The 26913-nt window shown below is 71.6% G+C and carries 25 protein-coding genes; 8 read left to right on the plus strand and 17 right to left on the minus strand.

All coding sequences use genetic code 11. The features are described 5' to 3' along the window. Positions 1 to 16: 16 nt before the first annotated feature. From BJ993_RS00325 to BJ993_RS00335, 3 genes are all read right to left on the minus strand, one after another. Complete coding sequence (locus tag BJ993_RS00325) at positions 17 to 1357, minus strand: AlbA family DNA-binding domain-containing protein (RefSeq protein ID WP_179647316.1); 1341 nt, start codon at positions 1355 to 1357, stop codon at positions 17 to 19. 179 nt (positions 1358 to 1536) lie between these two features. Beyond that, on the minus strand, positions 1537 to 2640 hold the full coding sequence (locus BJ993_RS00330) for a PDDEXK family nuclease (RefSeq protein WP_179647317.1): 1104 nt from the start codon (positions 2638 to 2640) through the stop codon (positions 1537 to 1539). A gap of 463 nt (positions 2641 to 3103) precedes the next feature. Continuing rightward, a complete protein-coding gene (locus BJ993_RS00335) occupies positions 3104 to 3877 on the minus strand; it encodes a DUF7669 domain-containing protein (protein WP_179647318.1) in 774 nt (257 codons plus the stop codon). Positions 3878 to 4032: 155 nt separating this feature from the next. On the opposite strand from BJ993_RS00335, the gene BJ993_RS00340 reads away from it, so the two are divergent. Continuing rightward, positions 4033 to 4905 (plus strand): nuclease-related domain-containing protein, encoded by an 873-nt coding sequence (locus BJ993_RS00340; protein ID WP_257026987.1) that lies wholly within the window; start codon positions 4033 to 4035, stop codon positions 4903 to 4905. A gap of 21 nt (positions 4906 to 4926) precedes the next feature. Here the strand turns inward: BJ993_RS00340 and BJ993_RS00345 are convergent, their stop codons facing one another. Continuing rightward, positions 4927 to 5871, minus strand: coding sequence for an ADP-ribosylglycohydrolase family protein (locus BJ993_RS00345; protein WP_257026775.1), 945 nt, complete (start codon positions 5869 to 5871; stop codon positions 4927 to 4929). Positions 5872 to 5950: 79 nt separating this feature from the next. Here BJ993_RS00345 and BJ993_RS00350 point away from each other — a divergent pair, with 79 nt between their 5' ends. Next, positions 5951 to 7369 carry an HNH endonuclease signature motif containing protein gene (locus tag BJ993_RS00350; RefSeq protein WP_179647321.1) on the plus strand — a complete coding sequence of 473 codons (1419 nt, stop codon included), beginning with the start codon at positions 5951 to 5953 and terminating at the stop codon, positions 7367 to 7369. Positions 7370 to 7425: 56 nt separating this feature from the next. Continuing rightward, entirely contained in the window at positions 7426 to 7995 is a 570-nt protein-coding gene (locus BJ993_RS00355) for a hypothetical protein (protein ID WP_179647322.1), read from the plus strand. A gap of 106 nt (positions 7996 to 8101) precedes the next feature. On the opposite strand, the gene BJ993_RS00360 is transcribed toward BJ993_RS00355, so the two are convergent. The 4 genes from BJ993_RS00360 to BJ993_RS00375 form a co-directional block, all read right to left on the minus strand. Further along, a complete protein-coding gene (locus BJ993_RS00360; protein ID WP_036544689.1) occupies positions 8102 to 8842 on the minus strand; it encodes an AIM24 family protein in 741 nt (246 codons plus the stop codon). Positions 8843 to 8853: 11 nt separating this feature from the next. Then, the gene (locus tag BJ993_RS00365) at positions 8854 to 9498 is read right to left on the minus strand and encodes an AIM24 family protein (RefSeq protein ID WP_036544686.1); all 645 of its coding nucleotides are present in this window, start codon (positions 9496 to 9498) and stop codon (positions 8854 to 8856) included. 5 nt (positions 9499 to 9503) lie between these two features. After that, entirely contained in the window at positions 9504 to 10121 is a 618-nt protein-coding gene (locus BJ993_RS00370; protein WP_179647323.1) for an AIM24 family protein, read from the minus strand. Between the two features lie 117 nt (positions 10122 to 10238). Beyond that, positions 10239 to 11420 carry an esterase-like activity of phytase family protein gene (locus tag BJ993_RS00375; protein WP_179647324.1) on the minus strand — a complete coding sequence of 394 codons (1182 nt, stop codon included), beginning with the start codon at positions 11418 to 11420 and terminating at the stop codon, positions 10239 to 10241. 164 nt (positions 11421 to 11584) lie between these two features. Here BJ993_RS00375 and BJ993_RS00380 point away from each other — a divergent pair, with 164 nt between their 5' ends. After that, positions 11585 to 12520: a glutathione S-transferase family protein gene (locus BJ993_RS00380; RefSeq protein ID WP_179651857.1), complete on the plus strand. Its 936-nt coding sequence runs from the start codon at positions 11585 to 11587 to the stop codon at positions 12518 to 12520. Positions 12521 to 12604: 84 nt separating this feature from the next. Continuing rightward, positions 12605 to 13957: a glutamyl-tRNA reductase gene (gene hemA / locus BJ993_RS00385; protein WP_179647325.1), complete on the plus strand. Its 1353-nt coding sequence runs from the start codon at positions 12605 to 12607 to the stop codon at positions 13955 to 13957. On the opposite strand, the gene BJ993_RS00390 is transcribed toward hemA, so the two are convergent. Both BJ993_RS00390 and BJ993_RS00395 read right to left on the minus strand, forming a co-directional pair. After that, complete coding sequence (locus BJ993_RS00390) at positions 13858 to 15660, minus strand: acyl-CoA dehydrogenase (RefSeq protein ID WP_179647326.1); 1803 nt, start codon at positions 15658 to 15660, stop codon at positions 13858 to 13860. The genes hemA and BJ993_RS00390 overlap by 100 nt on opposite strands. Further along, entirely contained in the window at positions 15657 to 16073 is a 417-nt protein-coding gene (locus BJ993_RS00395; protein ID WP_179647327.1) for a hypothetical protein, read from the minus strand. The genes BJ993_RS00390 and BJ993_RS00395 overlap by 4 nt, the downstream gene beginning before the upstream one ends. A 105-nt stretch (positions 16074 to 16178) precedes the next feature. Here BJ993_RS00395 and BJ993_RS00400 point away from each other — a divergent pair, with 105 nt between their 5' ends. After that, positions 16179 to 18284: a fibronectin type III domain-containing protein gene (locus BJ993_RS00400; RefSeq protein ID WP_179647328.1), complete on the plus strand. Its 2106-nt coding sequence runs from the start codon at positions 16179 to 16181 to the stop codon at positions 18282 to 18284. Between the two features lie 16 nt (positions 18285 to 18300). Here the strand turns inward: BJ993_RS00400 and BJ993_RS00405 are convergent, their stop codons facing one another. The 4 genes from BJ993_RS00405 to BJ993_RS00420 all read right to left on the minus strand — a co-directional run bounded on the left by BJ993_RS00405 (position 18301) and on the right by BJ993_RS00420 (position 21327). Further along, positions 18301 to 19023 carry a lysophospholipid acyltransferase family protein gene (locus BJ993_RS00405; protein ID WP_179647329.1) on the minus strand — a complete coding sequence of 241 codons (723 nt, stop codon included), beginning with the start codon at positions 19021 to 19023 and terminating at the stop codon, positions 18301 to 18303. Between the two features lie 7 nt (positions 19024 to 19030). Beyond that, the gene (locus BJ993_RS00410) at positions 19031 to 19912 is read right to left on the minus strand and encodes a hypothetical protein (protein WP_179647330.1); all 882 of its coding nucleotides are present in this window, start codon (positions 19910 to 19912) and stop codon (positions 19031 to 19033) included. A gap of 137 nt (positions 19913 to 20049) precedes the next feature. Next, on the minus strand, positions 20050 to 20397 hold the full coding sequence (locus BJ993_RS00415) for a UBP-type zinc finger domain-containing protein (RefSeq protein WP_179647331.1): 348 nt from the start codon (positions 20395 to 20397) through the stop codon (positions 20050 to 20052). Between the two features lie 189 nt (positions 20398 to 20586). After that, entirely contained in the window at positions 20587 to 21327 is a 741-nt protein-coding gene (locus BJ993_RS00420; RefSeq protein ID WP_218864569.1) for an endo alpha-1,4 polygalactosaminidase, read from the minus strand. Between the two features lie 35 nt (positions 21328 to 21362). On the opposite strand from BJ993_RS00420, the gene BJ993_RS00425 reads away from it, so the two are divergent. Further along, positions 21363 to 22277 (plus strand): metallophosphoesterase, encoded by a 915-nt coding sequence (locus tag BJ993_RS00425; protein WP_179647333.1) that lies wholly within the window; start codon positions 21363 to 21365, stop codon positions 22275 to 22277. Positions 22278 to 22287: 10 nt separating this feature from the next. Further along, positions 22288 to 23292, plus strand: coding sequence for a 5'-3' exonuclease (locus BJ993_RS00430; RefSeq protein ID WP_218864570.1), 1005 nt, complete (start codon positions 22288 to 22290; stop codon positions 23290 to 23292). Here the strand turns inward: BJ993_RS00430 and BJ993_RS00435 are convergent. The 3 genes from BJ993_RS00435 to BJ993_RS00445 form a co-directional block, all read right to left on the minus strand. Continuing rightward, complete coding sequence (locus BJ993_RS00435) at positions 23258 to 23692, minus strand: hypothetical protein (RefSeq protein WP_179647334.1); 435 nt, start codon at positions 23690 to 23692, stop codon at positions 23258 to 23260. The genes BJ993_RS00430 and BJ993_RS00435 overlap by 35 nt on opposite strands. A gap of 65 nt (positions 23693 to 23757) precedes the next feature. Then, positions 23758 to 26409: a bifunctional acetate--CoA ligase family protein/GNAT family N-acetyltransferase gene (locus tag BJ993_RS00440; RefSeq protein ID WP_179647335.1), complete on the minus strand. Its 2652-nt coding sequence runs from the start codon at positions 26407 to 26409 to the stop codon at positions 23758 to 23760. Then, positions 26406 to 26843, minus strand: a complete 438-nt coding sequence (locus BJ993_RS00445; protein WP_179647336.1) for a pyridoxamine 5'-phosphate oxidase family protein — start codon at positions 26841 to 26843, stop codon at positions 26406 to 26408. Before BJ993_RS00445 ends, BJ993_RS00440 begins: the two co-directional genes overlap by 4 nt. Positions 26844 to 26913: the final 70 nt, after the last annotated feature.

The raw sequence follows: 26913 nt of genomic DNA on the forward strand, positions 1-26913 counted from the left end.
GTCGCGCAACTCGACCCTAGAGCGTTTCGGTCGTCACCGTGACGTCGCACCGATCAGCCCATGCCTTGATGGCGTCCGCCCACGTGCGCCCCCAATAGCGGATGCGGATCTGGCCGTCACGGCTGATCTGGCCCATCTCAGGAAAGCCGAAGCTCTGCCCAAGTTCGTCGACCAGCCTAGCTGCGGACTGGACTAGCTCGGGGCCTTCGACACTGGCCTCGGCCAGTGCCACGACGGTCTCCGCGATGGCGACAGACCCGAGTGGTGCGCTACTTCTCGAGTCGCCAAGGCCAAAGCTTCGGTTGTGGCCAATCTCGTAGGCATGGTCATTCGTGGGCACGACGGACGCGCGAACCATGGCATTTCCGCCAGCTCCTGCGCGCACAGCGTGTTGCGCAGTCCGCAAGAGACCCGTGAGGACGCCGGCCACAACGGCTTCATCAAGGACGAGTTGAGGTTTCCCGTCAGTGTCCGGCTCTCGGCGGGTGTTCCAGTCGAGGACTTCAACCGCGGCAACAGCGCAGCCGTCCGAATGGCACTCCAAGAGGCAGTACGTCGCCCTGTCCTCGCCGTGGACTCCGCCGTCGGCGATTAGGCGTCGCCGTCCGGTTCGAATCCGGTGGTAGCTGACACCCATTCGGAGGAACATCCCAGCGTCCTTGCTTTGGTGTCGTTGGCTGAACTCCTGGTGGGCAGCGCTTGTCACCTCGAGCGCACCGGGTAGGTCGGGTACCAGCGATACGACGAGCCACGGTCCTTGGGCCTGGTTGAGCTTGTTCCTTGCCTCCAGATCCACGACGTCCAGCCGCTCGTCTCGTTCGACTTCGCCCGTGTGCCTCGCGCGGTACGCCGCAGCAATCTCTGGCTCACTCAAATACCTCGTCGTCGCACCATTGCGCACCGGGAATCGGTATCCATCGTTCACGATCACTGCGTGCGGTGCCCGCGTCGAGCGGGACACCACAATGGTGAAGTACCCCGGCCCCTTCGATCCCGGGCCGACGATCGCTCGGATGTCGAGTGGTGGCATCGGGGCAACACCAGCGGCAACGACCTGCAACATTCGTGCCCGCTCGTCGTCGGACACATCGACGCCCGGGGCGGCACTGGCTCGCGCGTGGTCGTCTTCATCAACCCCGATAAGGATCACTCCACCGGCCGTGTTCGCGAGAGCTGCCACGTCACCGGCGAGTTCACGCTTCGCCGCATCGGATCGACCGTAAAGGTCACGCTTGAAGTCCAGGTCGAACTCCTCGCTGACACCGTTAGTCACCAGTCCGTGTATGTGGTTGACCTCCACTTGGTCGATGCGCACGCCGAAGACGGACTCGAGCCGTGACGAAAAGGCTGCAGGCATGCATCGATAGTGGCGCACACCCCCGACATTGCACAGCGGTCCGGCACGGCCGGCGTCGACTACCCGTTCTGAATCACGGCCCCAACGACTCCGCCATCAGATCCAGCGTGACCCGCACGGGACGAACTGGTAAGTGTCACCTCCCTGGTGCTGCGCCGGGTGCGTTTATCCGCCGCGGTCTAGCTGACGCTGGCCGGAAGGCGAGGGTGCTGCCGGACCTCGTCGATCACGTTGAGGAACGCTCGTCGCACCGCTTCATCGTCCAACACCCCTGTGACCGGGATGCTTGGGAAGCGGTTGAGTTCCTCTGGGGTTACGTGAGCGACGTGCGCTTCGATTTCCGGTATTGCCTTGAGCAGTTCGAGCATCTGCAGGGCTGTGGGTCGGCCGAGGCCCGTCGCTCCGAACAGACCACCAACACTGGCCGCGACGACAGCGCCGGTGGGGCGTAGGTAGATCTGGAAGAGGCTGACCTTTGCTGGCCCCACCTGGTAGTACCACGACATGCCAGGCGTCTGGCCGACGCCCCACCACGGATGAACACCATGTGCCTCTCCGTGAGCCATCAGATCGGCCACAGCGGTTCTGGCCTTCTCACCGAGATCCTCGACTGCGGCTGCGAAGGTGCCGGCATTCCACTTCGCGCCGGACGCGGACGGTGAAGAGCGCTTTGCGCTTGCGAGTGCATCTCCATAGAGGCGCGGCACCAAGATCTCTGTGTTCCCTTCCTTCAGGTACTGCAGCTCCAAGGCAAGGACGGACACCTCTGTCTTGGTCATGACGTTGAGCCACTCGATGATCCGCTTGAGTTCGCTTGTGATCTCATCCACGACGATCACCAAGGTGAACTCCCCGGATCGCAGATTCGCCTCAACGCCGGCTCGCACCTGGTCCGCGTCAGCGGCGCCAGCCTTGTCAGCAACATGGGCAGTGAGCGGGCGACCGGCACGGGCGGCCCACGTGCTCGCGAAGTCGTCATAACTCATCTGCCAGAGCCCGCCTGCGTATGCCAAGACCTGACCGACGACCTCGCGTCTGATCTCTGGGTTTGCTCGCAGCTTGCACTCGACCACGGTTATCGATCCATCGGCACCGACTCCAACGATGTCGATGTAACCGATTTCCGGGATCCAGAATTCATCGACCGTCGCGAGGTCTTGCCCCGTCAGCAGGTCAGGCGACTCGGCGACTAGCTGCTGCAAAGCGGCCTCGTTCGCATAGGCGGTCACCTCAGGCTCGCGCCAGCGAGTGTTGTCGTTGCGGACCAGGATGGGCCTGCCCATGGCGTTTCCCTTCAGACGTGCGACGCGCGATCGGTCTTTACTCAACCCGAAGATGAGCCGTCGAGTGAGCCCTTCGTGACCATCCTGTGCGAGTAAGTGCGCGGTCCGTTTGTGTCGGAGGACTCTGAAAGCCTGTCAGTTCATCGCGTAAGGAGGCCACCTGGGCTGGCAATCGTGGGTCTGGCGACTCAGTGCACGCCGACATGCACGGAAGTCCGTGCTTGCAACTATCGGCTTTCTGCTTATCTGGAGCATCGGTTGGGGGCCACTGATCGAATGGCGGCAGCAGGTGTTGCTCGATCGAATGCAGTCCTTCCTTGACGGGATGTCGGACGGCGCCACCTCTTCTCCGGATCAGGACGCACCTAGCCCGGACACCGGGCCCTAACCCTCGTGTCTCGTTCGGAGATGGCCCCCGACCTGGCGCGGGAGCCGGAGCGTCCTTTCGCCACATGCGCCAGATCTAGCCGAGAACCTCAACAGACCCTTGCGGACCGACTACCCAGACCTCGATGCCGGCGGCGGTGATTGATGGGGCCGTCTCAGACCACAACCTCCGGTACGTCTGAAAGTCCGGAAAGCACATCACCGACCTCGTCGCGGGCTCTCGAGTACGCAACTTCATCGCAGGCACCAGGGCGTGAGCAAACCACTTGGGAGCCTGGTTCGCCGGGGTAGTGGACTTCAGCCGGCCCTTCCTCGGGCCGGTCACGTAGAACCGTGACGGGTAGCCCTTGACCTCAACCCCGAGCCGCTCACCGGCTCTCTCAGCGACAACATCCACTCCGTGTTCGCGTGCGGTCGTGTCTGCGGCACGAAGGATCGTCCAGCCCTGAACTGTCAGCCATTCGACGAGCAGATGCTGGGTATGCGCCTCGGTGTACCACTCGAACTCCGGGCCAGCCGCCGTCGCGGCTTCTGAATACTCCGGAGTCCGACTGTCCGGCTGAGGTGCCAGTCGGCTTGCCCCCGACTCAGCAATCTCCTCTGAAGTTGCTCGCCTGAAGACGCCGTGACCGACGCGCGTGAGAAACGGATCGCGAGTTGCGAACTGGGACCTGTTCTCCACGTTCCAGCACGCCCCACGAATGTGGGCGCGAATAGTGCCGTCGACCGCCTGACCAGGGGCATACCGTCGGAACCACGAAATCGCCTCCCGAGAGCTGAATGTCCCGGACTGAGTGTCGGCGTATTCACGGAGGCGGTCCCACACGCTCAACTTGGTTGCATCGTCCACCTTCGCAGCCTCGCACGACTCCCCGACAGACGTCTCTTGAAGTTGCCCAGGTGCGGCACCCTTCCGCTGTCTTTGACCACCTCGCTCGATCCCCAGCGATGGCGCTGTTCGCGGGCTAACGTCTCTGCATGCTGGAACACCCCGACGAGAAGCGGATGCGACTCCGCTACGCCGGGACATGCCGAGTCTGTGGCAGTGCGCTGGACGCTGGCTCCGCCGCCATCTACGAACGTGCGACCAGAACCGTTCGTTGCCTCGGCTGCGCAACCGCCGAGCCGCTGGGTGAGATCCGCCGCACGGCGGCAGCCCATGGAGCTGGGCCCAGCCCGGCCGGGACTGCGCTGCCTGAGCGACAGGACACTGGATCGACGGACAACGCCGTTGATCCAGGCACGGCTGGCGCGTCGGCCCGGCGCGTGCACCAACGACGCCGGGCGACGCGACAGGAGCGGATCCGTGCCAAGCATCCCAAACTCGGCGGCCTCATCCTGGCACTGAGCGACGACCCGCAGTCCACCGCCGCTTGGGACACCGGGGCGCTCGGCGAGGAGCGATTGGGGCGTCGGCTGAATGAGCTCGCCTCTCCCACGCTTCGAGTACTCCACGACCGGCGTATCCCCGGCTCCCGCGCCAACCTCGACCACGTGGCGGTCACACCGACGGGCGTCTACGTCGTCGACGCCAAGCGGTACGTCGACAAGCGCCCGTCCCTGCGCGCGGAGGGCGGGATCCTCCGGCCGCGCGTCGAGCGATTGATGGTCGGGTCCCGTGACCAGACCAAGCTGGTCGACGGAGTCCTGAAGCAGGTCAACCTCATACGGCGCCTCGTGGACGACGACCTCCCGGTCACCGGCGTCCTGTGCTTCATCGAGGCCGACTGGCCGCTGATCGGCGGCAGCTTCACGATCCGTGGAGTCGACGTGCTGTGGCCGAAGAAGCTCTACCCGCGCCTCGCGGCCGATGGCCCCCACGAGGCGAGGGTCGCCGAGGTCCACGCTCGCCTCGCCGACGCCCTTCCGCCCGCCTAGAGACCTAGAGAGGCGGGGCGCTCAGTTCGTCGTTCCGCAGCCAACCGCCGCTGCTGCCAGCTCGACCAGCCGCTCGCCGGTGATCCCCGGGTACCCGTGCAGCATCCCCCGCCACTCGGCCGGCACCGCAGACGCGCCCCACCGCGCTTCGAGCAGCGCACCGGCGATCGCCGCCACCGTGTCGGTGTCGTCCCCGATGGCGATAGCGGCACCGATACCCGCCACCAGCCCGTCGGTGTGTGCGATCGCCGACCAAGCCGCCTGGAAGGCAGCGACCACCCAGCCGTTCGGGCGGAACCGCCCGGGGTCGGAGGACTCCGCCTCCTCGATCCGCGCGGACCAGAAGGAAGCAGCCTCGGCCGACAGCAGGTCGAGGCCGGCCCGGACGTCGAGCTCGCCCTCGACGATCGCGTGCCGGATCACGAGCGACCACAGCACGCACGCCTCCCCCGCCCGCGGGTCGTAGTGGGTCAGGCGGCTGACGGCGAGCGCGGCCTCGGCGACCGCCGACGGCGAGTCGAGGCACGGAAGAGCGACCGGCGCCGTACGCATCAGTGAGCCGTTGCCGGCCGTGTGGCCGGTCCGCTCGTGCAGGTCGTACGACGTCGCGAGCAACGCGCTCCCGGAGGGCGACGGACCCACCTCGTCCAGCAGCCGGCGGGTGTGGATGCCGATGTCGGCGGGCCCGGTCTCGAACCAGGTCCGGAACCGCTGCGCGATCCCCGTCAGACCCTCCTCCGACCGCAGGTCCAGCCCCGACGCCGCGACGTCGGCGATGCACCAGGCCATCGTGGTGTCGTCGGTCCACTCCCCCGGCGCGAAGTCGCCGAGGCCGCCGCCGATCATCGCGGGCCCCTCCGGTCCGAGCGGGGCGCTGCCGAACTCGTAGCCGGCGCCGAGGGCGTCCCCGACCGCCGAGCCGAGGAGGGCACCGCAGGCACGGTCGAGCTGCGCGTCGTCGAGCATGAGGGCAGGGTACGAGGCGGTTCCTCCACAACACGCCGCCATGGCTTGCATTCGAACACGTGTTCGATAGACTGAGCGCATGATTTCTCCCGGAGCGCTCGACACGGCCACCGCCGTGGTCCAGCGCGCCCAGGAGCTGGCCCAGACCCGGTGGGACGAGGTCGACGGGCCGGAGGCCGTCGCGGTCGCCGAGACCGTCGCCGCAGCCAAGGGCCTCCTCGACGCCGCCATGCTGCGTACGGCGGAGCGGATCACCGACACCAACGCGGTCGCCGAGCTCGGCTGGGCCTCGGTCAAGGACTTCCTCACCCACGTCCTCGGCGGCCACCACGGCACCGGCGGCGGGCTGGTCCGCGCCGCCGCCCAGCTCCGCGAGCTCCCGCAGCTCCAGGCAGCCCTCGAGGACGGCCGCCTCACCCTCCCCCAGGCCCGCGCCATCGCCGGCCAGGTCCACACCCTGCCTCGCGTCCACGAGTTCCGCACCGCCGTCGCCGACCGGATGCTCGAGCTCGCCACCCACGACGCCCTCAACGCCTCCGCCCTGCAGGGCTCGTTCGCCGAGGTCGTCCGCGAGCTCGACCCCGACGCCGCGATCCTCGACACCGAGAAGCAGCGCAGCAAGGACGAGCGCGGCGCCCACCACCAGCGCCACCTCACGATCACCGACGACGGCCGCGGCGGCGTCTGGTTCAAGGGCTACGGCAGCAGCGAGGACGGCGAGCATCTCAAGGCCACCCTGCTCCCGCTCTCCGCGCCCGTGACCACCGAGCCCGGCGCCTGCGGCGGCCACGCCTCCGACCCCCACGGCCCGCTGTTCGATGCCGACGGCAACCGCACCCAGGTCCCCTGCCCCACCCCCGGCTGCGCCCACGACGGCAGCGACCCGCGCGACGCCGGAGCCCGGCTCTGGGACGCCCTCGTCGACGCCTGCGTCCGGCTCCGCAACGCCGACGAGCTGCCCCGCGACCACGGATCAGCCGTCAAGGTCGTCGTCACCACCGACCACGACTCCCTCCGCCAGCAGGTGATCGACGCCGGCCTCGCCCGCGAGGGCCGCACCGACACCGGCACCCGCCTCTCGGCCACCGCCGTACGACGCCTCGCCTGCGACGCCCACATCCTCCCGGCCGTCCTCGGCACCGACGGGCAGGTCCTCGACGTCGGCCGCGCCCACCGGCTCGTCACCCCGGCGATCTGGGCAGCGCTCGTGCTGCGCGACCGTCACTGCGCCTTCCCCGGCTGCACGCGCCTACCGCTCGCCTGCGACGCCCACCACGTCGTCCACTGGGCCGACGGCGGCGCCACCAGCCTCGACAACCTCATCCTGCTCTGCCGCCACCACCACACGCTGACCCACCACTCCCCCTGGCAGGTCCACATCGACCCCCACACCCGACAACCCGTCTGGACCGGACCACCACGCCTCACCCTCACGGCCCTCGAGGGCCGGATGACCTACCACGACGGCCGTCCACGCGGTGCACCACTCGTGGCGTGAGAGCCGCTCGTCGTGTCAGCCGGACACCACGATCCGGATGGAGCAGGATCCGGTCCATGCCCATCCGTCGTGCCATCGCGCTGCTCGCCGGCGCCTCGCTCGCCGTTGCCCTCACCGGATGCGACAAGGACGACGCCGAGCCGCCCGCATCCGCCACCGGCTCGACGGTGCCCACGGCAACGCCGGCGCCGACAACACTGCCGACGTCCTCGATCACCTGCTCCTCCCCCAAGCCGGAGGGGCCGTTCACCTACAGCACCGACCGCGAGGAGCTCGAGGCTCTCGCTCCGCTCATCGGCGACCCCGTGGTCTTCGACAGCACCTTCGACGACGTCGATGCCGACGAGCTCGGGCTGCTGATCGAGCGCGGGTTCGTGGACCCGGACGGCGACACCAACGGGTCGCCGAGCATGTGGGAGTTCCACGAGTTCCTCTGCGAGCACCCCGAGGTGCGCGCCATCGGCTTCATCCCCGGCGCCCTGCCCGGCGACGAGCAGGCCATCGCCTCCCTGCAGACCGTGTACGCCGACGTCCTCAGCGACACGCTGCGCAAGGACGCGCGGGCCTTCTGCCGCAGTACGCCCGACCGGACGCTGCGCGGCCACCTCGAGTGCTTCTGGGACTGAGAACGCGGCCGGCCGCGCCCTCCGGCGAGGAGGACGCGGCCGACTGCCTGCGTTCCGGGCGTCTCGTGACGGTCGCTGCGCGACCTCCTCGACGACCGGCTGAGGGCTACTGCTGCTGCGCCCGCGCCACCAGCCGCTGACCGAGGATGCCCGCCTGCTGCGTGGACAGCAGGCTGGTCTGCGACTCGATGAGCCGCATCAGGGCCGGGTCCTCGCGCAGGGTCTCGGACGACTGCATGAGGATCGTGCCCTCGCCGGTGAAGTCGAACTGGCGCTCCTCACCGGACTCGCGGCCGAACATGCCCTGCAGCATCGCGCCGAGCGAGGCGGACATCCACTGGGCGTCGTAGTGGTGCGAGGGCGAGGGGCAGTCGGCCCAGCCGAGCAGCGCCTCGGGGTCGGCGCGGAACGGCGGCTCGACGAAGATCACCGGTCCGTTGGAGGACGCGAGGAACTTGCCCGTGCCGATCAGCGTGACGAAGCCCGGGACGATCGACTGCTTGAGCTCGAGGCCGGTCTCGAAGCCGAGCAGGTTGTTGGCCCGCAGGGTGAGGTTGCCCGCCTCGAGGTCGAAGGACTGTACGTCGAAGCCGCGGTCGGCGACGATCACCTTGCCCTGGCCCTCGGCGACCACCCAGTCCTGGATGTAGATCGGCGAGGAGAAGCGGCTGGCGATGAAGCCGTCGCGGCTGGCCCAGGCGGCGACGCCGTCGAAGTTGACGTTGCCGTAGTAGGCGATCATCGCCCCCTTGGAGACGAACCAGCGGCCGGCGAGCTCGATCGAGAACGCGTAGGCGTTGACGTTGTCGTTGGACGGAAGGGTGTGGACGTCGTAGGTCTGCATCATCTGTCTCCCATTCAGAACTTCTGCTCGCTGGCCTGGATGTAGACCGTGCCCTGGCCCGACATCTTCAGCTGGAAGGCCTCACCCGAGCCGCGGCCGACGGCGTCGCGCCAGCCGACCTTCGCGGACAGGTCGACCTGGATGTTGCCGACGTGGCCGACATAGGCCTGCGGGTCGACCGCGACCCCGCCCCCGTCGACCGGGATGGCGTAGGTGCCACCGTGGGAGAGCAGCGCGACCGCGCCGGCGCCGGACACCTTCGTGGTGAACAGGCCCTGGCCCGTCATCGCACCGCGTACGGCGGCGCGGATGCCGCCCTGGCCGATGAACTCCACACCCGTCTGCAGGTTGGCGTCGTGGGCGAGCAGCCGGTCGGCCTCGCAGGTGAGCGAGCCCGAGCCGTCGAGCTGGACCACGGTCACGTGGAGCCCACGGAAGCCGTAGAGCACGCTCCCGGTGCCCTCGGTCGCCATCATCGGGTTCGACTCGCCGGAGAGCGCGGCGCCGACGAAGCCGCCGACTCCCCCGCCCTGGCCGGCGACCGGGCGGAAGGTCACCTGGCCGTCGTACCCGAGCATCGCGCCGCGGCGCGCGAGCACCGGCGTCGCCGGGGAGACGTGCGCCCGGACGACCTTGCTGTTGACCTCTTCGAAAGCCATGCCCGTCACCTCTCCGCCGGCTGCACGAGGACCGTGCCGGCACCCTCGAAGCGGAGGCTGAACGGCTCGCCCGAGCCCTCACCCACCAGCGACTTCCACGAGACCCCGGAGACGAGGTTCATCGACATCTGCCCGAAGGAGGCGACGAACGCGTCGGGGTCGACGACGACCGGGATGCCCTGCTGCACGGCGAGCGCGATCAGCGGCCCGTCCGACACGATCGCCACCTGGCCCTGGCCGGTGACGGTCGTCGTGGCGAGGCCCTGGCCGCTCGTCATGCCCTGCAGGCCGGCGAACTTCACGTCGAGGGTCAGCCCGCCGGAGACGGCGAGGATGTGCTCGGACTCGACGGCGAGGGTGTCGCCGGTGAGGTCGATGACGGTGACGTCCATCGCGTCCTGCGCGAAGGTCACCCGACCGGAGCCGGAGCACTCCATCAGCTTGATCGACTCACCGCTCACCTTCTGCTTGAGCGCAGCCTTGAAGCCACCGCCGCCGCCCATGCCGGCGTGCTTGAACTCGACATTGCCGGTGTAGGCGACCATCGAGCCGGAGGCGGCCCGGATCGTCTCCCCGGCGAGATCTGCGTGGAGCAGCCGCTTGTCTGCGGTCAGCGTCACCATGCGTGGGTCCTGTCTCGAGAATCGGACGTACAAATGCGTTGCAGCAACCTACCGAGGTCGCGCGGTCCTTACACCTGCAACGCCGCGAGAGATGGCCCGATCCGACGACAGCGTGCCCTACGGCAGCTTGACCTCGGCGAGGACGGTCCGCACGCCCGACGGGTCGACGTCCTCGTCGAGACCGTAGGCCCGCGGCACGAAGCCGAAGTCGTTGTCGCTGATGACCACGAGCGTCGAGGCGTTCTTGAGGGCGGCGCCCTCGACCTTGCCCGGTACGCCGGCCACGCCGGCCAGGTTCACGAGGAGGGTCTTGTCCGCCTCGGTCACGAGCGGGTCCGCCGGGTCGAGCTCGATCGTGTGGAAGCGGGCCTCGGTGTCCGTTCGCTCCTCGACGATCACGTGGGTCTGGTCGACCGGCACCAGCGCCGAGATCTTCAGGTCGCGGCCCCGGGTGCCGGCGGCGAAGGTCGAGGGGGCGTCGAAGCGGTAGCCGTACTCGTGCACGGTCGTGCCGGTCGTCGTGTCGAACGCGACGAGCTCGGTGATGATCCGGTCGCGGTCGCCGGGGACCACGACCGAGCTCTGCAGGGCGGCGACGACCGTGTGCCCGTCGGGCAGCAGCGCGATGTCCTCGAAGCCGCGGTTGCCACGGCGCGCGGAGAGGCCGGCGGGGAGCGAGCCGCTGATCGGGTAGTCGGCACCGGCGGTGACGTAGTCGTCCTCGAGGCCGGCGGGCACGTGCCGGGCGACGACGTGGCCGGCGGCGTCCACCTCGACGATCGAGGGCCCGTACTCGTCGACCAGCCAGAAGTGGCCGTCGGCGGTGCGGACCACGCCCTCGGTGTCGAGGCCGTTGCCGTTGTAGGCGACCGGGGTCGTTCCGTCCGCCAGGACCGGTGCCGGGTCGCCGGCAACGGCGAAGTTCGGGAGCCCGGTGACCGGCTCGCCCGCGGGGGTGGTCAGCGGGATGGTCTCGAGGACCTGCAGCGTGTTGCCGCGGGCGCGCACCTTGACGAGCGTCGGGGTGAACTCGGGGACGATGAAGGTGCGCGCGTCACCCACCTCCCCGTTGGGGCCGCGGTCCGTGACCGTCCAGTACTCGTTCCTGCCCAACGCGAAGAGCCCGCTGCCGATGCCACCCAGCTCGACGCCGTGGTCGTCGAGCACGGTCGACTGCACGTCCTCGAGCGCGATCGCGGGGAGCGTGACCCGCTTGTCGACGTACGACGTGTCGGCGGCGACGGCGGGAGTGGCGAGGACGGTGACAGCCAGCAGGCTGACGGCAGGAAGCAGGCGCATGGCGCGCGAGCGTAGGGCGGCCCCGCATCGTGAGCGTGACGCCGCGGTGAACGGCAGGTCGGGAGTGTGCGTCGGGCCGGACTGCGTACCGCTCGGGAGTCGTCGACCCCCAGGAGGACCGCGTGCCGTCGTACACGAAGCAGGGCAGCTCGTACGAGCGCGACATGGACTACATCCCCGACCGCATCACCAAGGATCCGGGCCGCTCGCAGGACCCGTACGACGACGCCCGGCTCGACGTGCGGACCTGGCCGGTCGAGCCGGGCCGCTACCGCCTGGTGGCGGCGCGGGCGTGCCCGTGGGCCAACCGCTCGATCATCGTGCGCCGCCTGCTCGGCCTCGAGGACGTCATCTCGATGGGCCTGGCCGGCCCGACCCACGACGAGCGCAGCTGGACCTTCGACCTCGACCCGGGCGGCCGGGACCCCGTGCTCGGCTACGAGCGGCTCCAGGAGGCCTATCTCGCGCGCTACCCCGACTACGACAAGGGCATCACGGTGCCGGCGGTGGTCGAGGTGGCGAGCGGACAGGTCGTCACCAACGACTTCCCGTGGATCACCCACGACCTCTTCTTCGAGTGGCGCGACCACCACCGGCCCGACGCGCCCGACCTGTGGCCCGACGACTGCCGGGCGGAGATGGAGGAGGTGATGGAGCGCGTCTTCACCGAGGTCAACAACGGCGTCTACCGATGCGGCTTCGCCGGCACGCAGGACGCGTACGACGAGGCCTACGACCGGCTCTGGACGGCGATGGACTGGTTGGAGGAGCGCCTCACGGACCGGCGCTACCTCATGGGCGACCACATCACGGAGGCCGACGTGCGGCTCTTCACGACCCTCGCGCGGTTCGACGCCGTCTACCACGGCCACTTCAAGTGCAACCGCAACAAGCTGACCGAGATGCCAGCACTCTGGGGCTATGCCCGTGACCTGTTCCAGACGCCCGGCTTCGGCGACACCATCGACTTCGACCAGATCAAGCGGCACTACTACGTGGTCCACGAGGACATCAATCCCAGCGGCATCGTGCCGAAGGGGCCCGAGCGGGAGAGCTGGCTCAGCCCGCACTCCAGGGCGCGGCTGGGTCCGCCTCGCTGACGGGCTGGTCGCGGACGCGCGGGAGCGGCCACCGCGGCGGACTGCGCAACCTTTTCCCAAGGTCCGCACCGGCATCGTGGTGTCGTGGTCATCAGCGACGCACAGCCGCTCGTGGTGGGGCTGTGCCACCAGGAGGCGAGCCTCGCCGAGCTCGGCCGCGCGACCCTGCGGCGCGAGGCGCTCGCGGGGGCGTTGGGCCGCCTGCGCGACGCGGGCCTCGAGGAGGCGGTGGTGCTGTCGACCTGCAGCCGGATCGAGGTGTGTACGACGACCACGGGCAGCGCGGACCAGCGCGCAGGAGCGGTCCTCGACGCGATGTCCGAGTGGTCGGGCCTCCCCCGCGACCGGATCGGCTCGCTGGCGAGGGTCCTCGTCGGCCGGGAGGCGGTCGACCACCTGTTCCGCGTCACGGCCGGCCTCGAGTCGCGGCTGGTGGGCGACACCGACGTGCTGGCCCAGGTCCGCGGCGCGTGGCGAGCCGCGGGCGAGGCCGGGACCGCCGGGCCGCTGACCAGCCGGCTGCTGCCCGCGAGCATCCGGTGCGCCCAGCAGGTGCACACCCGCACACCGCTCGGCCGGCAGCGCCGCTCGCTCGCCCGGCGGGCAGTGGACGTAGGGGTGACGCTGGCGGCGCCCGACGGCACCCGCGGGCTGAGGGTGCTCGTGGTCGGCTCCGGCCAGATGGCGCAGGTCGCCTGCGAGCACCTCGCCACCCACGGCCTGGCATGCCGGGTCGTGGCGCGCGACCCGTCGTACGCCGCGAGGCTGGTCGGTCCTGCCCGCGCGTGCGCCTGGGAGCGGCTGGCCGACGAGGTGGCCCGCGCCGACCTCTTGCTGTGCGCCACCTCGGCCCCCCACCACGTGCTCACGCGCGACCAGGTGTCGGCAGCGATGGCCGCACGGCACGTCCCACTGACGATCGTCGACCTCGCCGTGCCCGGGAATGTCGATCCCGGGGCCTGCGGCGTCGAGGGTGTCCGGCTCGTCGACCTGACCACGCTGGGCGACGACGCGCGCCACGACCCGGCGGTCGCGGCCGCTGTCCGCGACGCGACACTGCTGGTCGAGGAGGCGGCCCGCCGGTTCTGCGACGACCTCGCCGCGGCGCACGCGGGCCCGGTCATCCGGGCCGTGCGGGAGCAGGTGGAGCGGACCTGCCGCGAGGAGCTGCGGCGGCACGGAGGTCCCTCCGACCCGGCGGCCCTCGCCGAGGCCGTCCACGCCATCGTCGGCAAGGTCATGCACCGCCCGGCCCTGCTGGCCCGGGCCGCGGCGGCCGCCGGCGACGAGGGCGCGCTGCACCTGCTGTGCGAGGCGTTCGGCGTGGCGCCGCCCGGTCAGAGGGACGCGGGGTCGACCTCGTTGAACAGCTGGTCGCCGCCGGCGAGCAGGTCGAGCAGCGGGCCGACCTTCGGGAGCTCGTGGGTGAGGAAGTAGCGCCCCGCGGCCCGCTTGCCGTCGTAGAACGCGCCCTGCTTGCCGTGCGCGGCGAGCAGTTGGTCGAGCCAGATCCACGCGACGACCACGTGCCCGGCGGCCTCCAGCGCGTAGGTCGCGTTGGCGAGCGCGACCTGCGGGTCGCCGGACTGCCAGGCCTGGCCGACGCTGCGGACCAGCGACTCGAGGCCCCCGGCGAGGCGGAAGGCGTGCTCCTGCAGCTGCCGGTCGCCCGCGTCGCCGGCGCGCCCGATGGTGTCGTCGATCGCGTCCTTGAGCAGGAGGAGACCGCTGCCGCCGTCCATCACCAGCTTGCGGCCGAGCAGGTCGAGAGCCTGGATGCCGTGGGTGCCCTCGTGGATCGGGTTGAGCCGGTTGTCGCGGTAGAGCTGCTCGACGCCGTACTCGCGCGTGTAGCCGTAGCCACCGTGGACCTGGATCGCCAGGTCGTTGGCCGCCAGGCACCACTGGGAGGGCCAGCTCTTCACGATGGGCGTGAGTACGTCGAGCAGCCGGCCCGCCCGCTCCCGCCCGTCCTGGTCGGGGTGGGTGTGCTGGTCGTCCAGCAGGCGCGCGGCCTTCAGGACGAGCGCGAGCCCGCCCTCGACGTACGACTTCGAGGCGAGCAGCATCCGCCGCACGTCGGCGTGGGCGGTGATCGGCACCGGCGGCGCGGCCGGGTCCTTCCCGTCCAGCGGCCGGCCCTGGACCCGCTCGCGGGCGTAGTCGAGGGCCCGCAGGTAGCCGGTGTAACCGAGGGCGGCAGCGCCGGCGCCGACACCGATCCGGGCCTCGTTCATCATGTGGAACATCACGGCCAGGCCGCGGCTCTCCTCGCCGACGAGCTCGCCCACGGCACCGGGCGCGCCACCGGGCAGGTGCGCACCCTCACCGAAGTTGAGGACCGTGTTGACCGTGCCGCGGAAGCCCATCTTGTGGTTGAGCCCGGCCAGCGTGACGTCGTTGCGCTCGCCGAGCACACCGTCCGGGCCGACGACGAACTTCGGCGTCGCGAAGAGGGAGAGGCCCTTCACCCCCGGCGGCGCGCCCTCGACCCGGGCGAGGACGAGGTGGACGATGTTGTCGCCGAGCTCGTGCTCGCCCCCGGAGATCCACATCTTGTTGCCGAAGAGCCGGAAGGTGCCGTCGTCCTGGCGGACCGCGCGCGTGGCGACGTCGGCCAGCGACGAGCCGGCCTGCGGCTCGGAGAGGCACATCGTGCCGAACCAGCGACCCTCGACCATCGGCGGGACGAAGCGCGCCACCTGCTCCGGCGAGGCGTGGGCGAGCAGGAGGTTGGCGTTGGCCATGGTCAGCATCGGGTAGCCCGAGGTCGACACGTTGGCCGCCTGGAACCAGGCGAAGCAGGCCTGCTGGACCACGTGCGGCAGCTGGCCGCCGCCGACCTCCGCGTCCATCGCCGCCGACACCAGACCGGCGTCGGCGAACGCCCGGACCGCCTTCGCGACCTCCGGGATGATCGTCACCGTCTCGCCGTCGAACTGCGGCTCGTTGGCGTCGCTGAGCGCGTTGTGCGGCGCGAAGTGCTCCGCGGCCAGCTCGGCCGACAGGGCGAGGACGGCGTCGAAGGACTCCCGGTCGTGCTCGGCGTACCGCTCCCGTGTCGTCAGCTCCGCGACGTCCAGCCACTCGTGCAGCAGGAACGCGAGGTCGCGGCGGGACAGCAGGAGGTCGGGGCTCATGGGCCCGAGGGTACGACGGCCGGCATCCCCTCCAACGGGGCGGCGGCGACCGTCACCACACCGACGGTGCGGGCCGTGGAGCCCAGCAGCACGGACCCGTGGTCGGTGCGCAGGGCCGAGCGGCCGTACTGGACCTCGAGGACACCGATCCTCAACCGGCCACCCTCCTTCACCAGCGCCACTTCCCCGCGGCGCGGGCGTCGGTCGGTCGCGACGACGAGCTCGGTGCCGGCCGGCCAGCCCCGGGACGCGAGCGCATCGTTGCGCAGCCGGATCCGCAGGTCGCCGTCCTCCCGGACCCGGGACGACGCCGGGCCGGGCGCGGGCCGCTCCCGCGCCGACACCTCCGGAGGTGGGGGCAGGTCGAGCGGCAGGCACTCCTGGCCCTCCATCGACCGTCGTACCGAACGCATGTTCGAAAGCGTAGGGCATCGGTCCGGGCGACGCCGTAAAGGTTGGCCCGATCCCCCACGGCGTGCCGCGCACTCCACTAGGTTCCGGCGAGAAGGAGGCCTGCGATGAGGTTGCTCTCCCGTGTCCTGGCTGCCGTCCTGCTGGCGACCGTGCTGCTCCACTCCGCTCCCGTGGAGGCCGCGACGAAGCCGGCGGCGCCACGGTCGGTGAAGGCGACCCCGCTCAACAAGGCGGTGAAGGTCACCTGGGCGGCTCCGTCCTCCCCCGGCACCTCGGCGATCAACGCCTACGCGGTCCAGCGCCGCAACACCACCTCGTCGCCGTGGGTGACGGTCAAGTACACCGGCGCGACCGCGCGCGCCTGGACCGAGACCGGCCTGGTCAACGGTGCGCGCTTCTACTACCGGGTGATGGCGCGCAACGGCTCGGGCTGGGGCACCGCGAGCGCGCAGGTGAGCGCGGTGCCGCGGACGGTGCCTGCGGCGCCGAGGTATCCCGCAGCCGACGCCTACAACGCAGCGCTGGGCGCATACTGGCAGATCCCGACCACCAACGGCGGCGCAACCATCGACCGGTACCAGGTCCAGTGGTCGGCGGACGGCGCGACCTGGACCGGGTCGGTCACGTCACCGACCGCGTCCACCCAGGCGGCCCCCGCGGCGGTGCCGCTGACGCCGGGCACCCGCTACTGGCTGCGGGTGCGCGCCCACAACGCCGCCGGCTACGGGCCGACGACGGGCTTCGGGCCCTACACGGTCCGGACCGCCCCCGGCCCGGTCACCGACCTCGCCGCCACGCCCGGCGTCGGTCAGGTGGCCCTCACCTGGACCGCCCCGGTCGTGGGCACACCGGTGGGCAGCACCGCGGTGGCGTCGTACAAGGTCGAGAGCAGTGCCGACGGCGGCACGACCTGGACGACGGAGCCGTCGACCACGGAGACCTCCACCATCGTCACCGGGCTGACCGGCGGGGTCTCCTACCAGTTCCGGGTCAGCGCGAGGTCGGTCATCGACAACGTCGGCTACGGACCGGCGACGGTCATCGCGCCCGATGCGCCGACCGGCGTTCCGAGCGCACCGCAGAACGTCACCCTCGGCTGGGAGGAGGCCGTCGGCCAGTTCCGGCTGGCCTGGCAGCCTCCGGCCAGCGACGGCGGCCGGGACCTGACCCGCTACGAGGTGGCGTGGTCGGGCCCGAACCCCGGCTCCTTCTCGTACCCGGCGGACGTGACCCACGCCGACCTGCCGACCGTCCCCCTCGACCACCAGCTCCACGTCCGCGCCTGCAACGGCCCGGACGCCGCGGACTGCGGTCCGTGGAGCGACGACCTCGGGCCGGTCACCGACCGGGTCGTCGACCTGCAGGCGGCGCAGTCGATGGCGGGCACGGCGCGCACCGTGCACGTCGACTGGGGCGAGCCCGCCAACGGCCTCGCGACGTCCTACGACGTGTTGCGCAGCGACGACGGCGGCACCACGTTCAGCCCGCTGGCGACGGTCCTCCAGCCCGCGACCGAGTACGACGACACGACCACGCTCGCGTCGACGCAGTACATCTACAAGGTGGTCCCCCACGGCGGCGGCACGGGCGAGCCCCGGATCACGTCGATCACGACGAGCGTCGACCAGACGCTGTCGATCAGCCCGACGACGATCAACGTCACCGAGGGCTCGTCCACGGGCGCCCAGGTGGTCCTGGGCGTGGCGACCTCCGTCGCGACGGAGGTGACGGTGACGGTCGCCGACCCCGCGCTGGCGACGACCACGACCGCCACGGTGCAGGTGGCCGCCGGGGAGACGAGCGCCGCGGTGACCCTGAGCGGCACCCAGGACGACGACCTCGTCGGCGGCTCCACCACGTTGACCGCCACCTTGGGCGCGCTCGAGGCCAGCGCGACGGTCGCGGTGGCCGACAACGACACGCAGGCGATCATCGCGCCCGCGGCGGTCGAGGTCGCCGACGGGGCGACGGCGGGTGTCGACGTGCGGCTGCTCCACCAGCCGACCGGTCCGGTCACGATGAGCGTCGGCATCACCCAGAACGGCAACAGGGTCGACATCGTCGGCGACATCACCGAGCTGCAGTTCACCGCCGCGAACTGGAACCAGCCGCAGACCCTGCAGGTCCACCGGAACAACCCCGGGGCCGCGACGCTGAACCTGACCGCCCCCGGTGCGACCTCGGCGAACGTCGCCGTGACCGAGCCCTAGGCAGCGGCCCCGCCGATCAGTGCCCGCGGCGCTTGCGGATCACCCACGCGCCGAGACCGACGGCGGCCAGCCCGGCGGCGACGACACCGGGCCGGTTCTGCCAGCGCGTGTACTCCTCGGTGACCTGCGGCCAGGCCTCGCCGATGACCGCCGCGGCGTCCTCCGGGGTCGCCTCGAGGCCCTCGACGGAGACCGGGGTGCCGAACACGATGCGCACCCGGCGCGGCAGCGGCCAGCGCCGCTTCTCGGTGCCGGTGATCGTCGCGGGCACGATCGGCGCACCGGCCTCGATCGCGAGCCGGGCGGCGCCGCGCTTCGGGGCACCGAGGCCCTCCTCGCGCACGCGGGTGCCCTCGGGGAAGAGCGCGAGCGCGTCGCCGCGACGCAGGATCGCCCGGGCGGTCTCCAGCGCGTCGGCGTCGGACTCGCCACGTCGTACGGGGAAGGCGCCCAGGCGCAGGAACACCTTGGCCATCGGGCCGTCGAAGTGCTCGGCCTTGCCCATGAAGTGCACCGGCCGGCGCAGCACGATCGCGACGAAGAACGGGTCCCAGAAGCTCTTGTGGTTGGGGACGATGACGACCGGCCCCTTCTTCGGGACGTTCTCCTTGCCCGAGGCGGTGAAGCCGCAGACGATGCGGAAGATCACCGCGGCGGCGTACTTCACCAGCAGGTAGAGCGGACCGCTGACGCCCTGCTCGCGCGCGATGCGGTGGGCCTCCTCGTTCGTTGTCGCCATCGCGCCATCATGACGCCGCACGTCGACCGGTTCCAGCGACGCGCTCACGGAACTCGGACAGGCAGGCCAGCACCCAGTCCGAGTCGTGCATGACCTGCCACCAGGTGAAGCGCAGCACGGTCCAACCGTCGAGCGTCAGGAGGGTGTACCGGTGGCAGTCACGCTCGAAGGCCTTCCTCGACGTGTGGAACTCCCATGACTCGGCCTCGATCGCCAGCCGGCGCCCGCGATCGACCACGTCGGGATGCACGACGAAGTCCTGTCGGTCGGAGCGCCCGCGGACCTGGATCTCACCCTGCGGCAGGACATCCAGCCCCGCGCGGATCGCGAGCGCGCGCAGCTTGCTCTCGAACGGATTCGCTGCGAAAGGTGAGGCCAGCCGTGCGACTTCCCGAGCCTGCGCCGAGCCCTTGCCCCGCAGGCGGGCTGCATCGGCGATGAAAGTCTCGTGGTCGACGCCGTGGCGGAGTGCCGAGTCCGCCACGCTGAGCGCGATGTCGAACGGCAGCCGGCGGGCGCAGTCGAGCACCGTCCGACGTTCCGACAGCACCAGTCCGCGCTCGTCCGACAGGTCGCCCCAGACGACCTCGACTCCGGCTGCTCCAGCTGCGCTGGCGTGGTGGTCGAACATGATCCACGGTCGGATCGGAGCAGAGGGGACCTCCCAGCCGTGACTCACGGCGGCGCTGAGGACGGCGACCCGCCCACCCAGCGCGAGGGCACGCTGCGCGGCGCGGTCCAGGTCCGGTAGCCGGTAGGTGGAGCGGTCCCCACGCGCAATGGCGCCCGAACGCGCGGCGCGATCCACCTGTCGGCGCGACGACATCGCGATCAGGTGACGTCGCTTCGCGACACCGCCTGCCATCGCGAGCGCGTCGACCGGGTCCACGCACGACAGCCTCGCTGATCTCACGTCCTCCCGGCGAAGCGCATCCACAGGCGTACCCGAACGAAGGGAAACGCCGGCGTTGGGGCGTCGCCTGGCCCTCTTCGGCTTCCGTTTCCCTTCTTTCGGGCACGGCAGCGCTAGTGGATGAGGTCCTGCCAGTTCGCGGGCACGCGCTCGGCCGGTCCGGGCACGGACTGGCCCTCGGGGTGGCCGGTCGGCGCGGCGAGCTCGGGCCCGTTGTAGTAGTCCTGCGCCTCGTAGTCCCAGAACCAGTCCTCGCCGGGCTCGTAGCTCTGGATCAGCCGGTGTCCGGTCTCCTTGAAGTGCGCGGTCGCGTGCTGGGCCGGCGAGGTGTCGCAGCAGCCGACGTGGCCGCACGCGGCACACCGCCGCAGGTGGACCCACCAGCCGCCGGCCGCATCGCACTCGGCACAGCCGGGGCCGCTCGCAGGGACGTCGACGTCGATCTGGGGTGCGTCGGTCATGTCCCGAAACTAGGCCGTGTCTCCCAACCGGCGGTGGATGGACACGCCGTCCAGCGCGTGCGATGGCAAGGCGCCGGTGCGCGGGCAGACTGGGCGTCTTCCAAGCATCGGCAACGCCGCCAGGCGTGCGTGATGGGCGGCGTGGCCGCCGCCGAGGGTTGGGAGACACGGCCTCGTGCGCCGGAGGCCTCAGCACCACGACCGCACGCCGGTGCGCGACAGCGCGCGGTCACGCAGCACGATCCCGAGGCGCGCGCCCCAGCGCGCGCAGGCGCGGTCGAAGTCGGCGCGGCGGTACTCGACGGCCAGCACGCGGCTGCCGTACGACGCCACGTAGTCGCCGCACTCGGCGTACCGTCCGCACTCCTCGGCCACGGCGAAGTCGAAGCCGAGCACGGTGCCGTCGAGCTCCGCCCAGTTCTTCTGCCCGGCGGCCAGGCCGTCGGCGTGCGCCCGCGCCACCAGGGTCCGCGCGAACGCCTTCGCCTGCGCGCGCGTGATGAGCCCGCGGCTGCGCGACCACGAGTCGAGGTTGTCGAACTCGACGGCGTCGAAGCCGTCGCGGGCGCACCCGTCGATCCAGCGGCCGACGATCCGCGCGAGCGCGGCGCGCTTCGTCGTCGTACGGATGTCCAGGAGCCACTCGCCCCACGCCTCGTCGACGACCGCGCGGCCGTCCTCCTTCAGCACCAGGCTCCACCGGTCGCGCCAGAAGGACGCCTCGTCGGGCTGGGTCTGGAAGCCGTTGACGTAGCAGACGTTGTAGCGGCCGGGCGACGGCGGCGCGTTGCGGTCGCGGACCACGATCTCGACGCGCGGGTCGGGCCGCACCGCGCCGCCGAGCTGGTAGTCGAGGTCTCCCCCGCCGGGCGGCGGGGTCACGACCGGGGCCAGCGTGAGGGCGACGGAGAGGACGAGGGCCGAGAACACCGGACCAGTGTCCCCCGCGGTCCTAGGCTCTGGGCGTGGAACCGCTCGGCCAGTACCCCGACCCGACACACGTCGTCGCCCACCTCAGCGACCCCCACCTGCTCGCCGGCAGCCTGCAGTACGACGCCGTCGACACCGTCGCCCACCTCGAGGCCGCGCTCGAGCGGCTCGGCCGGGTGCCCACGCCACCGCAGGCGCTCGTGTTCACGGGCGACCTGGCCGACAAGGGCGAGCCGGCGGCGTACCGGCGGCTGCGCGTGGTGGTCGAGCCGGCGGCGGCCGCGTTCGGCGCCGAGGTGGTCTGGGTGATGGGCAACCACGACGACCGGGCGGCGTACTCGCGCGAGCTCTTCGGTGCGGAGAGCGAGGAGCCGCAGGACCGCGTGCACGACGTCGCCGGCCTGAGGATCGTCGCGCTCGACACCAGTGTCCCGGGCTGGCACCACGGGGAGCTGTCGGACGAGCAGCTGCGGTGGCTCGCGGAGGTGCTGGCCGAGCCGGCACCGCACGGCACCCTGCTGGCGCTGCACCACGCGCCGATCCCGGTGCCGATGCTGCGCCTGGCGGAGCTGATCGAGCTGCACGACCAGCCGCGGCTGGCGGCGGTGGTCGAGGGCAGCGACGTGCGCGGCATCCTCGGCGGGCACTTCCACTTCACGTCGTGGTCCACGTTCGCCGGCGTCCCGGTCTCGGTGGCGTCGGCGAGCTGCTACACCTCCGAGCTCGCCCCCGACCAGCGGCTGCTCTCCGGCGTCGACGGGCACCAGGCCTTCACCAGGCTCCACCTGTACGACGACCGGGTGGTCCACTCCGTCGTACCGGCCACCGACGCGGTCGAGGTCAGCGGCTACGGTCTGGAGATGCTGGAGCCCTTCCGCACGCTCACCCCGGAGCAGCGCTTCGACATGGTCTCCCGCAAGGACTCGCCCCTCAACGCTCCCCTGGACTGACGACCGCCCGATGCACGCGATCCCCGACCGGCCCCGCAAGCTCCTGCTCGCGGTCGACGCGCCGTCCCTGCTGCACCGCAACCACCACGCGCGGGCGCACACCCGGCACCTGGACCGCGGCGGCCGGCCGGCGTGGGCGCTGCACGGGATGCTGCGCCAGATCATCGAGTCGATCGACGCGTTCGCGCCCGACGCGGTGATCTTCGGGCTGGACGACCGGACGGCGTCGTACCGCCGCGACATGTACCCGGACTACAAGGCGGGCCGGGCCGAGAAGGACCCCGAGCTCGTCGACCAGCTCGACCGCGCCGGCGCCCTGCTGGACGCCCTCGGCCTCGCGACCCTGACGCCGCCCGGCCTGGAGGCCGACGACGTCAACGCGTCGGCCGCCACCTGGGCCGGCGAGAACGGCTGGGACTGCGTCGTGATCACCTCCGACCGCGACTCCTTCGCCCACATCAGCGAGCACACCCGCGTGCTGCGGCTGATCGACGGCGGCATCAACGGCTCGCCGCTGCTGACCCCCAGGGCGCTGCAGATCATGTACGGCGTCCCGGCCGAGCGCTACCTCGAGTTCGCGGCCGTACGCGGCGACTCCAGCGACAACCTGCCCGGCGTGAAGGGCATCGGCGAGAAGACCGCGGCGGTCCTGCTCAACCACATGGGGTCGATGCAGGCGGTCTGGGCGGACGTCGAGCACAACGACGGCGCGGCGCTGGTCGCGGCGCTCGACTCGTGGAGCGACGAGACCGGCGCGCGCCGGATCAGCGCGTCGACGCTGACCCGCCTGCAGGCGCCGGAGGCCCGCGAGCGCTACGAGTTCAACCTGCGGCTGATGGCCGGACGCACCGACCTCGACCTCGGGCTCACCCCCGACGTGCCCGGCACCCCGGGCCTGCTGCCGCTGGACATCGCACGCGTCGAGCGCGTGGTCGGCCACCTGGGCATGGAGGCGACCACCACCCTGGCCCTGCGGGTGCTCACGGGTGAGCCGGCGTCGTACGGGCGCCCCTGAGCCGGCGGCGTACCCAGGTGAACGGCAGGACCAGCAGCGGCAGGCCGAGCCCGAGCAGCACCAGCGGCAGCGTCAGGGACCGGCTGTAGAGCTCACCGTCGCGCAGGGTCGCGTCGACCGTCCTGCCGACCTCCTGGTCGCCGGAGCCCTGGATCGGGCCGGTGTGCTCGACGCCGTCGACCGTCCAGCGGGCGGTGCAGTGCTGGCTCGACGTCTTGTAGCCGACGTCGAGGTCGCAGCCGATCACCTCGGCCTCGACCCGCTCGCCCGTCTGGCGCTGGACGATCAGCCAGGCGCCCGCCCCGACGAGGACGAAGGGCACCAGCATGATCGCCGCCACGACGAGGTTGACGACGATCCGCATCGGGAGCGACTCGGGTGGTCGCTGCGGCTCGGCCATGCGCCAGCGTCCCACCGCGCAGCGTCGTCCGGAATGGTCCGATCGGGCCACTGCCCCGAAACGGGCTAGCTAGGGCGCAGCTGACGAGGCTGGTCGACCGGTACGCCGTGGGCGAGCCGGAGCTTGAGGTCGACGACCGCGACGTCGTCGGGGCCGACCACGACCGGGTTGAGGTCCAGCTCGGCCACCTCGGGCACCTCGACGGCGAGCGTGCCCAGGGCAACGGCCGTGGCAGCCAGGTCACCAGCGGCCGCTGGTGGAGCGCCACGGAACCCGGCCAGTCGGGGCCACAGCCGCATCCGCCGGAGCGCGGCCATCGCCTCGCCCACCGAGAAGGGTGGCACCAGCAGGATCCTGTCGTCGGACAGCTCGGTCGCGACGCCGCCGTCCGCGATCATCACGAGGGGCCCGAGGGTGGCGTCCCGGACGACCCCGAGCGCGATCTCCACGCCCGCGACCATCGGCTGCACCAGCACTGGTGCGGTCCGCGCGGTGCCGAAGCCGGCGACCGCGGCAGCGACCTCGTCCCGGTTCCCCAGTCCGGTCGCCACGAGGCCCCGTTCGGTCCGGTGGACGATGTCGGCTCCGGCGGCCTTGACCGCGACGGGGAAGCCGATCCGGGCAGCGGTGCCGGCCGCCCGGTCGGCCGGCACCACCTCACCGAGCAGCCGGACCCCGAAGCGGTCGAGCATCCGACTCGCCGCCGCGGTGCCGATCCAGCCGTCCGGGCCGGCGTCGCGCAGCAGCGCGGCCGCCTCCTCGCGGGCCAGGTGGGCGCGGGCCGGGTCGCCCGGGGACATCGGGTCCCGCGGCCGGCGCCGCCACTCGGCGTACGCGGCGGCTCTTCCCAGCGCCGCCGCGGCGGCCCTGCCCGAGCACATGACCGTGAGCGCTCCGCTGGTCCGGGCTTCGCGACCGGCCTCCTCCGCGCCCACCGGTACGACGACGAGCGGCCGTCCCGGGTGGGCGGAGCGGATCGCCGCGAGCTCGTCGAGGGCAGCGGCGACGTCGTTGGTGTCGGTCGCGACGAGGACGACCAGCAGCGCATCGACCTCGCCCGACGCGAGCACCGTGTGCGCGATGCCGGCGAGCCCGGCCGCGTCGACGCCCGCTCCGGCGTCGACGGGGTTGGCCCAGCCGGTCGTGCGGGACACCCGACCGGCCAGCTCCCTCTGGAGTGCCGGCGAGAACGCGACCACGTCGAGACCGGCGTCGTCGGCCGCGTCCGCGGCCAGCACCCCCAGCCCACCGGCGTTGCTGACGACAGCGAGCCGGCGCCCCTGCGGCAGCGGCTCGCCGACGAGCACCGTGACCGTCTCGGCCAGCTCCTCGGCATCCTGGCAGGCGATCACACCCGCCTGGGCGAACAGGGCCTCGACCCCGAGGGCGGGCGTCGCGGAGGCCGCCGTGTGCGACGCCCCGGCGCGCTGGCCGCCGGCCGAGCGACCGCCGACGACGGCGACCACGGGCTTGCGCTCACCGAAGGCGCGCGCGAAGCGCAGGAACTTGCGGGCATTGCCGAACGACTCGAGGTACAGCGCGGCGCAGGTGATGTCCGGGTCGTCGTACCACGCGGCGAGCAGGTCGTTGCCGGACACGTCGACCTTGTTGCCGAGCGACACGAACGTGTGCAGGCCGACGCCTGCCCGGTCCAGCAGGTCCACCAAGGCGATGCCGACGCCGCCCGACTGGCTGGCGAGCGCGAGCCCGCCCGAGGAGGGGGCAGCCAGGCCGAAGGTCGCGTTCAACCGCACGTCCGGGGCGTTGTCGAGGACGCCGAGACAGTTCGGTCCGACGAGGCGGACGCCGTTGCGGCGCGCCAGCCGGCCGATCTCCTGCTGGAGGACGACGCCCTCCGGCCCCATCTCGCCGAAGCCCGACGAGACGACGACAGCCGCGCCGGCGCCGCCGGCGATCGCGTCCTCGAGGGCCGCCCGGACCCTTCCCACCGGGACCGCGAGCACGGCGAGGTCGACCGGTGGTCCGTCCCCGAGCCGCCGCCGGGCCGGCAGGTCGCCGACCGGTGCGCCGTCCGGGCGCACGACGACGACCTGCCCGGCGAACCCGTCGCGCCGGATCGCGGCGAGGACGGCCCCGCCGATGCCGGACCCGTCCCGGCGCGCGCCGTACACGGCGACCGAGCGCGGGGCCAGCAGCGGACGCAGGGAGCGCCGCTCGGCGGCGAACTCCCGGAGGTCGGCGGCCGCCTGCGCCCGGGATCCGTCGACGATGTCCAGGTGGACCTGGCACTCACCGCCCCCACCCGTCCGGACGACCTCGAACCCGGCTCCGGTGAACACCTCGAGCATCCGGTGGTTGTCGGCGAGCACCTCCGCCGTGAAGCCGGTCGCGCCGCGGCTGCGCGCGAGGTCCGCGAGGTGCTCGAGCAGCAGGGTCCCGACCCCGTGGCCGCGCCGGTCGTCCGCCACCAGGAAGGCCACCTCGTAGGTGTCGGTCGCCGTCGGCTCCGCCGTGGCGAGGCCGACCAGGCGCTCACCCTCGCAGGCGACGAGCGACAGCGTCTCGCGCGACGCGAGGACGTGCTCGACGTACGCGTGGGCCGCGCGCCGGCCGGTGCCGAAGAAGCGCAGGAAGAAGGAGTCGTCGGACACCGACGCGTGCAGGTCGTGCAGGGCCGGGCCGTCGCCGGGCGCGACCGGACGAACGACGGCGACGCTGCCGTCGCTCAGCAGCACGTCGGCGGGACGGGGGCTCATCCGCCGGCTCCTCTCCAGGGCTGGTCATCGGGTACCGGGCCCAGGCGGCGGCCGGTGAGCTCGTGCCACGGCACGCGGAACCAGACGTCGTCCGCGTGCCGGACCCAGGGTGGCGGGCCCGGTGCGGGCCTGCCGGTCGACGTCCGTGGGCCCGCGAGTGCGCGGACCGCGGATCCGCGCGCGACCACGGACCACCCGACGCCGCGTGACGGATCGACCTGGTCGACCTCCAGCACCACCTCGGCGCCGTCGGCGCATCGGTCCAGGAGGGTTCCCGGTCCCGTGCGCAGCCAGAACTCCTCGTCCGTGGCGACGTAGTTGACCGGGAAGAGCTCTGCGCGCCCGGAGTCGTCCACGAGCGCGAGGCGGCCGAACGCGGTCGAACGCAGGAGTCGCCGGCAGCCGGCGACCGGGATCTCGGTGAGCGCGAGCACGGCGCCCTCAGCCCGCGTGGACGGCGTTGACGCCGGGGGGCGCGGACACCAGCTCGAGGACCGTCGTCAG

Origin of the sequence: Nocardioides aromaticivorans (genome assembly GCF_013408525.1) — a bacterium.
Classification (GTDB): domain Bacteria; phylum Actinomycetota; class Actinomycetes; order Propionibacteriales; family Nocardioidaceae; genus Nocardioides; species Nocardioides aromaticivorans.